Below are 12392 nucleotides of genomic sequence, written 5' to 3'. Positions count from 1 at the left end.
GCGTTTCTCTCACCTAAACAGGTGACGAAAGCAGCGGGCCCAGGCATAAAACTGTCTCCTGAATCAGCTGAGAACGCCGACGGCTTAGAACGGCCGAGAACGGCTCAGACGAGATCTCACCGTGCGTGGAAAGAAGGCACTCCCATGACCACCACCGCTTCCCCGGCAGCGGCCTCCGGCACGTTCCGCATCGGCGGCGACCTGCCGGTGCACCGTCTCGGATTCGGCGCCATGCGCATCACCGGACCGGGCATCTGGGGCGACCCGCGCGATCCCGCCGAGGCGGTGCGCGTCCTACACCGGACGCTGGAGCTCGGCGTGACGTTCATCGACACCGCCGACTCCTACGGACCGGACGTCAGCGAGCGCCTGATCAAGCAGGCCCTGCACCCCTACCCCGCCGACCTGGTCATCGCCACCAAGGGCGGCTTCACGCGACCCGGCCCGGGGAACTGGGTGACGAACGGCCGCCCGGAGTATTTGCGCGGGCAGCTCGACAAGAGCCTGCGGAACCTGGGCCTGGAGCGGATCGACCTCTACCAGCTCCACCGCATCGACGCCGACGTCCCGGTCGAGGAGTCGCTCGGCGAACTGGAGCGGCTGCGGCAGGAGGGCAAGATCCGGCACATCGGGCTGTCCGAGGTCTCGGTCGCGCAGATCAAGCAGGCCCGCGAGACGACGGAGATCGTGTCGGTCCAGAACCGCTACAGCGTCGCCGACCGCGACGCGGAGAGCGTCGTGGACTACTGCGAGCAGGAGAACATCGCCTTCATCCCGTGGTCGCCGATCGCGACGGGCCGACTCGCCGCCGCCGACAGCCCGCTGGCGACGATCAGCAAGGCGCACGGCGCCACACCGTCGCAGCTGGCGCTGGCGTGGCTGCTGCGGCGGTCGCCGGTGGTGCTGCCGATTCCGGGGACTTCTTCGGTCGCTCACCTGGAGGAGAACGTCGCCGCGGCGGCTGTGGAGCTCACCGATGAGGAGTTCGAGAGCCTGACGAAGGCGGTCTGAGGGGCTGCGGGCCTGGGGCTCTGCGAGTCAAGGGCGCTGCGAGTCTGGGGCCCTGCGAGTCTCGGCCTCGGGCCGGGATCAGCGGATCCCGGCCAGGCGCCGAAACAGGCTGCTGCGAAGCCGGCTGCCTCCTGCGGGCCCGGCCTCGCGGGAGGCGCGCACCGCCTCGAATCCGTAGACGATCATCTCGCGTTCGTAGGCGGCGATCGCGGCGACCACGTCCTGGTCGCCGCGCACCGCGCCGGCCAGTTTCGCCGCGAGCAGCGCTGCGTCCTGGAGCGCGGTGTTCGCTCCCGAGCCGCGGGCCGGGCTCATCGCGTGGACGGCGTCGCCGAGGAGGGTCACGCGGGAGCTCGGCCAGGCGTCGATCGGGACCGCCGAGCGGATCGGGATGAGGGTGGTCTCCTCGACGGCAGCCAGTTCGACGAGGCGGCGGACGTCAGGGTGCCAGCGGCGGATGGTGTGAGCCGCGACCTCGTGCAGTCCGGCCGAGGTGTCCGGGATGTTCGGGATGTTCGGGATGTTCGGGAAGACATCGGCCTGCGCGGTCAGGGCCCACATCAGGTACGGCGCCACCTCGCTGAGCCGCACATCAGGCGCGATCCGCCGCGCCGCGTCGCCCGGCGCCTCGCGGAAGTCCAGGACACCGGTCGCCATGCCCGCCTTGCCGCCGACGATGGCGGTGAAGCCCTTCCAGATGGAAGGCGGCACCAGCGGTCGAGTCTGGTCGGTGAGCGGTGTGCGGCCGTAGATACAGAGCGCACCGGTCTCCTCCACCATCAGCTGCGGAAGGTACTGCCGCCGGATCGGGGAGCCGACGCCGTCGGCCGCGACCAGGACGTCGGCGCTCGCCTCGGTGCCGTCGGCGAACTGGACGCGCACGATATCAGGGTCCTGTGTGAAGCCGACACAGGTACGCCCGAACTCGATGACGCCCTCCAGCCGCGCGGCGAGGATCTCGCGGAACGTCTGCCGGTTCACCGAGGTTGCGCGACCGGTCGAGGCCATTTCGGTACTTCGCAGAATACGTAGACCGCTGCTCATCACGGTGAGCTGCGTGCTCGGCTGCCCGGCGGTAGCGATGCAGAGCTCGTACAAGTCCGACGGAAGGCAGGCTTCCAGCGCGGCCAGCGCGTGAAGGTGGATGCGGTAGCCCTGGCCGCGCGAGTCCAGAGCCGTGTCGCGCTCGTAGACCGTGACGTCGATCCCCGCACGCAGCAGGCCTTGCGCGAGGGTGAGTCCGCCGACGCCCGCTCCCACCACTGCGACCTTCATCAGGCTTCTTCCTTTGTCGGTAGCAACGCTAGTTCAGGCGGACTCCGACAGGCTAGCCGCGCTCGCTGACGCCGATAATCCGGCCGCGCGCCAAAACCGGCGCGTCGATGGCGGCGAGGAGGGCTCGGGGGCGAGTCTTGAGGACTGAGTCGCGGTCCGGGCCGTTCACGAGGCTGTGGCCGAGCGCGTAGATCTGGAAGACGTAGCGGTGCGGTCCGTGGCCCTTGAGCGGTTCGGGGCCGTAGTAGCCGCGGCTGATGACGGAACGCAGGAGTGTGATGCCGAGGGCCGGACTCTTCTTGTCCAGTGCGCCGGACGGCAGCTCGTACGGGGTCTGGAGGCGCGCTCCGTCGATGGCCGCGAGGCAGTGGACGGCGGGGTTGCGGCCGAGCGGAGCGTCGATGTCCTCGATGAGGAGCAGGAGTTCGGCGGTTCCGGCCGGCGGCTCGGTCCACGCCAGGTGCGGCGAGACGTTCTCGCCCCGGACGCGGCGTCCGGAGTGGCGCGGGAGCAGGACGCCGGCGTCGGTGAAGTCGTGGCTGGAGAGCTGGATCGTGTCCGGGGCGGACAGGTTCGGCTGGTTCCAGGCGTAGGTGGCCTCGTCGGGGCGCTTGTCGCGCAGGAGGGTGCCCAGGATCGTCACGGGAAGACCTTTCGGTAGATCTTTAGGTATACTAATGATCCATGGAGAAGCGGGCAACACAAGGCGCGGCGGGTCAGGAGGACCTGGGCGGACAGCTGCGGGTCGCGGTGACGCGGCTGTATCGCCGATTCCGCAGCGAGCGCCCCGAGGGCAGCCTCGGGGACGCGGCGCTGGAGGTACTGACGCGGCTGCACAAGCACGGGCCGAGGACGCTGACCGAACTCAGCGAGGACGACCGGGTCTCCCCCGCTTCGATGAGCCAGATCGTGAACCGCCTCACGTCTGCCGGTTATGCGGTGCGCACCCGCGATCCGCATGACGGTCGCAAGGTTCTGTTCAGCGCCACGGCGGAGGGCGACGCGGTCGCCGGCGCCGCGCGGGCGCAACGCCACGCGTGGCTCGACCGACAGTTGCGACAGCTCAGCGCGGAGGACCGCGCTGTCATCGCGCGCGCGGCGGAGCTGTTCAACCAGATCACAGAATCCTGAGATAGGTGGCCTGAAAAGGGGCCGGATCGGTGCGGATTCAAGGCCTGGCGCAGAGCCCGGCTCGGGGTCGCGCGCGGTCCACAAGGCCGTGTCCTGCCGAGCAAGCCGCACCTTCTGGACACTTTGGGATGCTACGGTGCCGAATCACAGACGTATTTCAGTTGAACAGGAGGGGACACTGTGGTTAACAAGGCGGACTTGGCCACCGAAGTGGCGGAGCGGCTGAGCGGCACCGACCCGGACGCCCGGCAGTACGTGGACGCGGTGTTCGACGCCATCATGCGCCATGTGGCCGCCGGGGAGCGAGTGCAGATCATCGGGTTCGGCACGTTCGACAGCGTGGAGCGGGCCGCTCGGGTCGGGCGGAATCCGCGGACCGGTGCGGCGATCCAGGTCGCGGCCAGCGTGTCGCCGCGGTTCCACGCGGGGCAGACGTTCCGTGCTCAGGTGACGGAGGCGACGCCGGCGGCTGCGGCGCCCGCGGTGGCCGAGGCGGAGGTTTCGCAGGAGGCTGCGAAGCCGGCGAAGGCGAAGAAGGCCAAGGCGGCTGACGCGGCTGAGGCGAAGGCGGTCAAGACGGCTGCGGCGGAGAAGCCGGCGAAGACTGCGAAGAAGAAGGCCGTGGAAGCCGCGGAGACGGCGCCCGCCAAGGTTGTGGCGGAGAAGCCGGCCAAGGTCGTCGCCGAGAAGCCCGCCAAGGTTGCGAAGGCCGCCAAGCCCGCCAAGGTAGCCAAGGTCGCGGAAAAGAAGACCACGAAGGCGTCCGCCAAGAAGGTCGTCGAGGTGGCCGCGACCGAGCCGACCGAAACCAAGCCCACAGAAACCAAGCCAGCCGAGACCAAGCCGGCCAAGTCGCCGAAGATCGCGAAGAAGGTCACCAAGAAGGCGGCCAAGCCGGCCAAGTCCGGCAAGAAGTAGGACGGCGCCGGGGTGGCGCCGTTCGGCGCCCCCTCCCCGCGCCGAACGAGGGCACGGCCTTACCGCGAACCGGTTCCCAGGCCGCGCCGTCGTGCCCTACCGTGGTCGCGTCCAGCGAACCGACCACGGCCGGCGAGGTCCCGATGTCGCACCTGACCTATCCCGAGGCGATCGTCGTCGGGCTCTTCCAAGGCGTCAGCGAGCTGTTCCCGGTGTCCAGCCTGGGACACAGCGTGCTGATTCCGGCGCTGATCGGCTGGCGCTGGGCGCGTGACCTCGACGTCTCCGCGCCGGAGTCGCCATACCTGGCGTTCATCGTCGGGCTGCACGTCGCCACCGCGCTGGCGCTGGTGGTGTTCTTCTGGCGGGACTGGCTGCGGATCATCGGCGGCTTCCTGACGTCGGTGCGCGACCGCCGCGTCGAGACCCCGGACCAGCGGCTGGCGTGGCTGCTCATCATCGCCACGATCCCGGTCGGCCTGACCGGGCTGCTGCTGGAGCACACGTTCCGGACGACGCTGGGGCGGCCGGTGCCGGCGGCGATCTTCCTGACGGCCAACGGCGGGATCCTCTACGGCGGCGAGCTGCTTCGGCGGCGGTCGGTGGCGACGGCCGGAGGCGTGAGCGTGGCCGCGGATTCAGCCGCGGCTGCCGGAACCGCTACGGCTGACTCGGCGGCCCAACCCGGCGACCCGGTCGCCTCCGACCTCCGCCTCTCCCGCATCGGCACGGCCCCGGCACCCTCATCGGCTCGGCGCAGATCCTGGCCCTGCTGCCGGGCATCAGCCGCTCCGGCGTGACGATGGTCGCCGGCCTGCTGCGCGGGCTCTCGCACGAGGACGCCGCCCGCTTCTCCTTCCTGCTGGCCACACCGGTGATCCTCGCCGCCGGCATCCTGAAGGTCCCGGACCTCACCGGCCCGCTCGGCGACGGCATCCGCGGCCAGGTGCTCGTCGGCGCGCTGCTGTCGGGGATCGGCGCGTACCTCTCGGTGCGCTTCCTGGTGCGCTACTTCGAGACCAGGACCCTGACACCCTTCGCCGTCTACTGCTCGCTGGCCGGGATCGCCTCGCTGGCGGTGTTCGCGGTTCGCGGCTGAGCGTCGCAGGACCGGTCGGCGCCGTAGAAGATCGCCCGGCGCCGTAAGAATTGAGTAATGCCCCGGTCTGAATCAGACCTCTGTATCCCGCGCTCCTGTAATCGCGGCCACCGCAAGGGCGGCCGCGGTGACCCGAAGGAGCACGATCATGACCACGACCATGACCACCGCCAAGAACCTGCGCACCCGCCGCACCCGGCGCCTGCTCGGCGGCAGCCTCGCCGCCTCGGCCCTGGCGGCCGCCCTGACCGTCGGCGCCGGCGGTGCGGCGCACGCCGACTCGGCGTTCACCGTCCACCTGACCCCGAACAACACCTTCGGGCTGCTGGTCGACGTCAACGGGGCCTCGACCGCCCCCGCCGCGGGCGTCATCGACTGGTACGCCAACGGCGGCTCGAACCAGGTCTGGACGTTCATCCCGTTCGGCGCCTCGACGTACGAGATCCAGAACGCGAACAGCGGCCTGTGCCTGACCTCCGACGGGGTCGCCGGCGACGGCGTCTACCAGCTGCAGTGCGCCGGCGGGGCGCAGCAGAAGTGGACCACCGCCCTGACGCCGTCCGCCATCGGCGCGTACCCGATCCGCAACGTCTCCAGCGGACTGTTCCTGGACGTGAACGGCAACTCCCCGTGGGCGGGCGCGACGATCGACACCTGGTACTGGAACGGCCAGAGCAACCAGTACTTCGCGGCGGTGTGATCCGGCGGGAAACGACGGAATCCGGAGCCCGGCGAGAGCGGCACGTCGAAAAAGAGTTGTTTGAACGGCCCACCACGGGCCACAAGGACGCTTCACAACGACGTAGCCGGGCTCCGGATTCATCCCCGTCGCAGCTCGCGGAAAGGATTCACCATCATGGGCGTCATTTTGCTGGTTCTCCTGTTGGCCCTCGTGCTCGGCGGCCTCGGCTTCGCCGTCCACGCACTGTGGGTGATCGCCGTAATCGTGTTCGCCGCGTGGCTGATCGGCTTCGGCATCCGCCGCGGCGAAGCGGCCGCCGGTGGTGGCCGTCGCCGCTGGTACGGGCGCTGGTAGCAGCTTGCGGGGCCGGCCCGAGCGCTCGGGCCGGCCCCGAGCTGCGCGCTCGCACCGTCGGCTCCCCACCACGAGGAGGACGCCATGAGGAAGACGTCATGAGGAGGACGCCATGACCACCGTCGCCGAACAGATCGTCACCGGCTTGGCCGACCTCGGAGTACGCACCGTGTGGGGCGTGGTCGGGGACGCGCTCAACCCCGTGACCGACGCGATCCGCCGCGAGGAGCGCGTCGAGTGGATCGGCACGCGGCACGAGGAGGCCGCGGCATTCGCCGCGAGCGCGCAGGCGCAGCTGACCGGCACCATCGGGGTCTGCATGGGCACCGTGGGGCCGGGCTCGCTGCACCTGCTCAACGGCCTGTACGACGCCAAGAAGTCGCACGCGCCGGTACTGGCCATCTGCGGCCAGGTGCCGTCGGCCGAGTTGGGCGCCGACTACTTCCAGGAGGTCGACAACGACGCGGTGTTCCGCGACGTCGCCGCCTTCCGGCACACGGTGACCAGCGCGAGCCAGATGCCGCGGGTACTGGAGCAGGCCGTGCAGACCGCGTACGCCAAGCCGGGGGTCTCCGTCCTTACACTGCCCGGCGACATCGGCTCCACGGAGGTCGCCAAGGACAGCGTCGTCCACATCACACGCGTGCCGGCTCGCCTGACACCGGACGACGGCGAGATCACCCGCGCCGTACAGCTCCTCGACGACGCCAAGACCGTGACCATGCTGGTCGGCGCCGGGGCCCGGGACTACCGCGCCGCGCTCCTGGAACTGGCCGACCGGCTGGCCGCCCCGATGGTCCTGACGCTGAAGGCGAAGGAAGGCCTGGAAGCCGACAACCCCTTCCAGATCGGCCAAAGCGGCCTGATCGGCAACCCCGCCACCCGCGAGGCATTCGAGGCAGCCGACGCGCTCCTCATGATCGGCACGGACTTCCCCTACCCCGAATGGCTCCCCGCCGCGACCCCGACCATCCAGATCGACTCGCACGCCGACCACATCGGCCGCCGCACCCCGGTGGACGTCGGAATCGTCGGCGACGCCGGCCTGAGCATCAGCGCACTGCTGAAGCGGCTCCGCGGCAAGGAATCGCGCAGCCACCTGGAGCACGCGCGCTCGGACTACGAGCACTGGCAAGGCCGTCAGCGCAAGCTCACGGACCCAGACTTCGACCACAGCCTGGTAGGCAAGGTGCGCTCGCGCCTCGACAACACCGAAGCCAAGATCCGCCCCGAGGCACTCGCCACGTTCGTCGACACCCACGCCCCAGACAACGCCGTGTTCACCACCGACACCGGCATGTCCACCGTCTGGCTGGCCCGCTGCGTGACAATGCGCGGCACCCGTCGACTAATCGGATCATTCAACCTCGGCTCAATGGCGAACGCACTCCCGCAGGCCCTCGGCGCCGCCGCACTGGACCGGAAACGACCCGTCATCGCATTCTGCGGCGACGGCGGCCTGACAATGCTGCTGGGCGAACTACTGACCGCAGTCGCCTACGAACTACCGGTCAAGCTCATCGTCTTCGACAACGGCCGCCTGGGCATGGTCAAGCTGGAGCAGGAACAAGGCGGCCTACCCGAGTTCGGCACCGAACTAGCCAACCCGAACCTGGCCGGCGTAGCCACCGCCGTGGGAATGCCAGCAGCACGAGTCACCGAGCCGCAGGAGCTGGAGGCCGCAGTGGTGGCGGCACTGGCGTCGCCAGGGCCGTACTTGCTGGACGTGGTCACGAACCCCGAGGAGATCGCACTGCCACCGAAGGCAAGCGCCGACCAGGCCTGGGGCTTCGCCATCGCGAAGGTGAAGGAAGGGATCGTCAGCAGGGGCGCCAAGCCCTGACACGACGCCGAACGGCCCCGGGACCCGGTGTCCCGGGGCCTTGGTGACGGGGCCCGCGTGGCCAGCCACGTGGTGAGTCGTGTCCGACCGGACCATGCGGGGTGTTGGTTCTGGGTCCCTCGCCGCGTCGGCGGGCTCTGCCAACCTGCCCGGGCCGGTGGTGTCAAGCCGGACGAAACCGGACCACAGCAGCAGCGATCCGGCTTTACACCACCGGACCGGGCTGGTTCCGTTTACGGCGACGACGCGGCGAGGGACCCAGAACCCTGGTGACCACAAGCAGCGACCGCCAGCAAACAGCGCAGCGCGACCCCGAGCGGACAGAAAGCCGACCAGTCGCGGACCGCCGCCGAGCCGCCGGACGCGCGGGTCGCCCCCTCGCTGTAGAGCGCCCGCCGGAGGCCTCAAGGCGCCCACCACGCCCGACGATTGCCGCCTACGACATGCGCAGTGACTCGGACCGCCGCGCGGTCGTGGACATGAAACCCGGCAGCCGCCAGCGCACTGCCGCAGAAGCCTGAACCACCGCGTGGTCGTGTCAGCGAAAACCGGCGGCCGCCAGCGCGACACGCGGGGCACAACCGAACTGCGTCCCCCTGCGAGGTCATCAAACCGTGCGCGAAGCCGTAAAAATCGCCTGTACCCCACGAGCACACCGCCGCCTGCCGACAAACGGCAGTGGCCCATGACCCGCAGCGCGCGAGTCAGGCATGGCGGCATTTTGTTATGGAATTATCGCCCCTTATACACAGATATAGCACGCGCCACCGACCCCACACCCCCCATCACCCCTCAAGCATCCCCGCCGCCAAATACTGCTCAGGAATCCCAAAACCATCCACCAACACCCGCGCATGCGGCCGCAACTCACCACACAACGCGTTCACCGCCGCAATAACCGCCTTCGACCGCCCAGCGCTCAACCGCCCATGCTCCAGAAACCAAGCCCGGTCAGCCTCAATATTCGCCAACGCGTACAGATCGCACACCCGCTCCAGCACCGCCTTAGCGCCAGCATCCGAGCACCGCCCGATCGCGCGAACGAACGCCTCCAACACCAGACGATCCACATGCACACGCCCAGCCCGCAGCACATGATCCTGCGCCGCGTTGAACACCCCGAACGGATCCTCCCCCGCCTTGCGCAACCGATCCGCGACGCCTTCCAGCACGTGCTGCTCCCGGTCCTCGAACAGCTTGAGCTGCCACTCCCTATCACCCAGCGCCGCGCGGTCGTCGCCCTCGCTCAAGCGGTCGACCACCTTCCGCGCCGCGGTCCGCTCGGCGACCGCGCCGAGGACGCGTTCGGCGACGAAGCGCGCCGTCGCCAGTGGGCTGAGGTTCTGGAAGGAGTCCTTATAACCGGTCAGCAGGCCCTTGGCGACCAGCTGGAGCAGGACCGTGTTGTCGCCCTCGAACGTGGTGAACACGTCGGTGTCGGCCTTCAGCCCCGGCAGCAGGTTCTCGGCGAGGTAGCCGGCGCCGCCGCAGGCCTCGCGGGCGGCCTGGATCGCGGCGGTGGCGTGCCAGGTGTTGGCGACCTTCAGGCCGGCGGCCCGCGACTCCAGCTCGCGCTGGCCCTCGTCGGGCGCGTCGGGCGCGTCGGGCGCGTCGGCGGCGGTGTCGTGGAGCGCGGCGACGAGTTCGTCCTGGGCGAAGTGCAGTGCGTAGGTGGTGGCCAGGGCGGGCAGTAGTTTGCGCTGGTGGCCTAGGTAGTCGAGGATCACGACCTCCTCGCCGTCCGGCTTCGTGAACTGGCGGCGCTGCTCGGCGTAGCGGACGGCGAGCGCCAGCGCGCGCTTGGTCGCGCTGCCGGCGCTTCCGCCGACGCTGACCCGGCCCCGGATCAGGGTGCCGAGCATAGTGAAGAAGCGGCGGGCGTCGCCCTCGATCGGGCTGCTGTAGGTGCCGTCGGGGGCGACGTCGCCGAAGCGGTTGAGCAGGGCCTCGCGCGGGATGCGGACGTGGTCGAAGGTCAGCCGGCCGTTGTCGACGCCGTTGAGGCCGGCCTTGGGGCCGCAGTCCTCGATGGTGACGCCGGGCGCCGGATCGCCGGCGTCGTCGCGGATCGGGACGAAGAAGGCGTGCACGCCGCGCGACTCGCCGCCCGTGACCAGCTGCGCGAACACCACCGCCGCGCGACCGTCGCGCGCGGCGTTCCCAATGTACTCCTTCGTGGCGCCGCGGTCCGGCGTGTGGACGACGAACTCCCCAGCCTCCCCAGCCTCCCCACCCGCCGGGTCGTACGTCGCGGTGGTCCGCAGGTGCTGGACGTCGGAGCCGTGGCCGTGCTCGGTCATCGCGAAGCAGCCGAGCAGGTCCAGATCCTTGATGCGGCGCAGGTAGCGCTCATGGTGCCGCTGGGTGCCAAGCAGCTGCACGGCGCCGCCGAACAGGCCCCACTGCACGCCGGCCTTGACCATCAGCGAGAGGTCGCCGAAGCCGAGCATCTCGAAGGAGACGACCGAGCCGCCGATGTCGCCCCCGCCGCCGTACGCCTTGTCGAAGCCGAGCCCGGGGCGGTCGGTCGCGGCGAGCGCCTGGAGCTGCTCGAAGGCCCTGGCTCGGTGCGCTTCCACGCCGAGGTCGACGGCGTCCCGGTAGGGCTCGGCCGCCATCTGGGCTCGGATGTCGGCGCGCAGGAGGGCCCAGCGGCCGTCCAGGACGGAGGTCAGAGCCTGCGGATCGACGGCGGCGGGCAGCGGCGGCATGGGGCATTCCTCCGTTCGCGAGCGGCTGATACCGCTCCGATGCTTTTCTACAGGCCCTCTGCTCTTCTACAGGCCTTCCGCCTTTCTACAGGCCCTCGACGTCCACCGGCGGCAGGTCCTTGATCTCGTCCTTGGCCAGTCGCACGGCCACGCCGTCCGCGTCGATCCCGATCACGTCGCGGATGGGGATCGCCACGCGCTTGCGGCCCCACAGGTGGCCCTCGTCCAGCAGGACGTGGCTCACCTCACTGTTCGGCGGGACCACGATCAAGCCTCGGACCCGCCCGATCTCGCCGTCGACGGCGTGCACGCGCTCCCCACGACGGACGCTCACCTCACCGGCCGGGATACGTTCCACGGTCGTGGTCGCGGGCTGCGGATCGACGCCCGGCGCGAAGCCGACCAGCGCGGGAGACGGCGCAAGGCCGTAGAACGGCCACTCCAGGACCCGTTCGCCGCGCCCCGACCCGGTGATTCCGGTGGGTTCGGTGAGTCCGGTCGGTTCGGCGCCGGGCCGGAAGAAGGTCTGGACCGCGGGTTCGAACTCGTCGAAGCGGGCGCGGGTGCAGTTCAGCTCGACCCCGTCCGGGCCGGGGACGGCGAGGTGCACCGGCACCAGGCGCGACTCGCTTTCGGCGTCGTCGGGGCGCACGACCAGGTGGGTCAGCTTGTCGGCGATCGGATCGACGACCACGAACTCCACCTCGCCGCACTCGTCACCGGCACACCGGACGCGGCTGCCTATCACGTACTCAAGAGTGTCCTGCATCTCGGAAGTCCTCTCTGGCTTGTCGTAGGGACCGTCTGTGTCCAGATCCGGGACCGGCAAACAACGGGACCGGCGGACATCGAGCCGAACCCGCCTGTTAGACGATCAAGAAGACGGGCACCGGGTGACCTACGCAGCGAGGATCAGGGAGCAGACATGGGACCGTGGAAGGCCAGGAGGAACCGGGCCGCGTACTCGCGGCTGGTCGCGCAGGTGTCCGAGCACGACGTGGTCTGGGCCGCCGAGGAGATCGTCGGCGGGGCTTGGATGGCGGGTCTCACCGAGGCGGAGCGGCAGGCTGTCGCACGGCACGCGCCGGGGTGCGGCGAGCGGGACGGCAAGCTGCGGGACTTCATCGAGCACGAACGGGTGGTGTGGGAGCAGGCCGAACGCATTCGCACGCTGGAGATCCTGGAGGACCGGGACCGGCTCGCGGCGGCGGCCCGGGCGGTCGGGGAGACCTGGGAGGAGAGCCGGCCTCGTTTGGCCCGCGAGATCCGGGACATTCCGTTGCACTGACGACGGCACACGCGTCGACCGTGTCCGACGGACCACCGCGTCACGGACCACCGCGTCCCACGGGCCACCGCGTCCGAACC

11 protein-coding genes and 1 pseudogene are annotated in these 12392 nt (G+C 69.9%); 8 read left to right on the top strand and 4 right to left on the bottom strand.

Going from position 1 to position 12392, the window contains the following annotated elements; all coding sequences use genetic code 11:
• Window positions 1–144 precede the first annotated feature (144 nt).
• Window positions 145–1011, top strand: coding sequence for an aldo/keto reductase (locus ABH935_RS05375; RefSeq protein WP_370376636.1), 867 nt, complete (start codon window positions 145–147; stop codon window positions 1009–1011).
• Between the two features lie 78 nt (window positions 1012–1089).
• Here the strand turns inward: ABH935_RS05375 and ABH935_RS05370 are convergent, their stop codons facing one another.
• Both ABH935_RS05370 and ABH935_RS05365 read right to left on the bottom strand, forming a co-directional pair.
• A complete protein-coding gene (locus ABH935_RS05370) occupies window positions 1090–2286 on the bottom strand; it encodes an FAD-dependent oxidoreductase (protein WP_370376635.1) in 1197 nt (398 codons plus the stop codon).
• A gap of 52 nt (window positions 2287–2338) precedes the next feature.
• Window positions 2339–2929 carry a YbhB/YbcL family Raf kinase inhibitor-like protein gene (locus ABH935_RS05365; protein ID WP_370376634.1) on the bottom strand — a complete coding sequence of 197 codons (591 nt, stop codon included), beginning with the start codon at window positions 2927–2929 and terminating at the stop codon, window positions 2339–2341.
• A gap of 41 nt (window positions 2930–2970) precedes the next feature.
• On the opposite strand from ABH935_RS05365, the gene ABH935_RS05360 reads away from it, so the two are divergent.
• From ABH935_RS05360 to ABH935_RS05335, 6 genes and pseudogenes are all read left to right on the top strand, one after another.
• Window positions 2971–3417 (top strand): MarR family winged helix-turn-helix transcriptional regulator, encoded by a 447-nt coding sequence (locus tag ABH935_RS05360; RefSeq protein WP_370376633.1) that lies wholly within the window; start codon window positions 2971–2973, stop codon window positions 3415–3417.
• A gap of 180 nt (window positions 3418–3597) precedes the next feature.
• On the top strand, window positions 3598–4335 hold the full coding sequence (locus ABH935_RS05355; protein ID WP_370376632.1) for an HU family DNA-binding protein: 738 nt from the start codon (window positions 3598–3600) through the stop codon (window positions 4333–4335).
• Between the two features lie 143 nt (window positions 4336–4478).
• Window positions 4479–5434: pseudogene (locus ABH935_RS05350) on the top strand (undecaprenyl-diphosphate phosphatase).
• A 148-nt stretch (window positions 5435–5582) separates the two neighbouring features.
• Window positions 5583–6134, top strand: a complete 552-nt coding sequence (locus tag ABH935_RS05345) for an RICIN domain-containing protein (RefSeq protein ID WP_370376631.1) — start codon at window positions 5583–5585, stop codon at window positions 6132–6134.
• Between the two features lie 156 nt (window positions 6135–6290).
• Window positions 6291–6470, top strand: a complete 180-nt coding sequence (locus ABH935_RS05340; protein WP_370376630.1) for a hydrophobic protein — start codon at window positions 6291–6293, stop codon at window positions 6468–6470.
• A gap of 112 nt (window positions 6471–6582) precedes the next feature.
• Window positions 6583–8313, top strand: a complete 1731-nt coding sequence (locus tag ABH935_RS05335; RefSeq protein ID WP_370376629.1) for a thiamine pyrophosphate-dependent enzyme — start codon at window positions 6583–6585, stop codon at window positions 8311–8313.
• Between the two features lie 785 nt (window positions 8314–9098).
• Here ABH935_RS05335 and ABH935_RS05330 read toward each other — a convergent pair.
• Both ABH935_RS05330 and ABH935_RS05325 read right to left on the bottom strand, forming a co-directional pair.
• The gene (locus ABH935_RS05330; protein WP_370376628.1) at window positions 9099–11024 is read right to left on the bottom strand and encodes an acyl-CoA dehydrogenase; all 1926 of its coding nucleotides are present in this window, start codon (window positions 11022–11024) and stop codon (window positions 9099–9101) included.
• Window positions 11025–11109: 85 nt separating this feature from the next.
• Window positions 11110–11793: a hypothetical protein gene (locus tag ABH935_RS05325; protein ID WP_370376627.1), complete on the bottom strand. Its 684-nt coding sequence runs from the start codon at window positions 11791–11793 to the stop codon at window positions 11110–11112.
• A 156-nt stretch (window positions 11794–11949) separates the two neighbouring features.
• Here ABH935_RS05325 and ABH935_RS05320 point away from each other — a divergent pair, with 156 nt between their 5' ends.
• Entirely contained in the window at window positions 11950–12312 is a 363-nt protein-coding gene (locus ABH935_RS05320; RefSeq protein WP_370376626.1) for a hypothetical protein, read from the top strand.
• Window positions 12313–12392 lie beyond the last annotated feature (80 nt).

The sequence above is a fragment of the Catenulispora sp. GAS73 genome, assembly GCF_041262085.1.
In the GTDB taxonomy this organism is placed as follows: domain Bacteria; phylum Actinomycetota; class Actinomycetes; order Streptomycetales; family Catenulisporaceae; genus Catenulispora.
This window is presented reverse-complemented; position numbering and strand designations above follow the sequence as displayed.

Bases quoted from the DNA above. Each gene is read 5' to 3' on its own strand.
- ABH935_RS05375 (WP_370376636.1), top strand. From the start codon at position 145: ATGACCACCACCGCTTCCCCGGCAGCGGCCTCCGGCACGTTCCGCATC.
- ABH935_RS05370 (WP_370376635.1), bottom strand. From the start codon at position 2,286: ATGAAGGTCGCAGTGGTGGGAGCGGGCGTCGGCGGACTCACCCTCGCG.
- ABH935_RS05360 (WP_370376633.1), top strand. From the start codon at position 2,971: ATGGAGAAGCGGGCAACACAAGGCGCGGCGGGTCAGGAGGACCTGGGC.
- ABH935_RS05345 (WP_370376631.1), top strand. From the start codon at position 5,583: ATGACCACGACCATGACCACCGCCAAGAACCTGCGCACCCGCCGCACC.
- ABH935_RS05340 (WP_370376630.1), top strand. From the start codon at position 6,291: ATGGGCGTCATTTTGCTGGTTCTCCTGTTGGCCCTCGTGCTCGGCGGC.
- ABH935_RS05335 (WP_370376629.1), top strand. From the start codon at position 6,583: ATGACCACCGTCGCCGAACAGATCGTCACCGGCTTGGCCGACCTCGGA.
- ABH935_RS05330 (WP_370376628.1), bottom strand. From the start codon at position 11,024: ATGCCGCCGCTGCCCGCCGCCGTCGATCCGCAGGCTCTGACCTCCGTC.
- ABH935_RS05325 (WP_370376627.1), bottom strand. From the start codon at position 11,793: ATGCAGGACACTCTTGAGTACGTGATAGGCAGCCGCGTCCGGTGTGCC.
- ABH935_RS05320 (WP_370376626.1), top strand. From the start codon at position 11,950: ATGGGACCGTGGAAGGCCAGGAGGAACCGGGCCGCGTACTCGCGGCTG.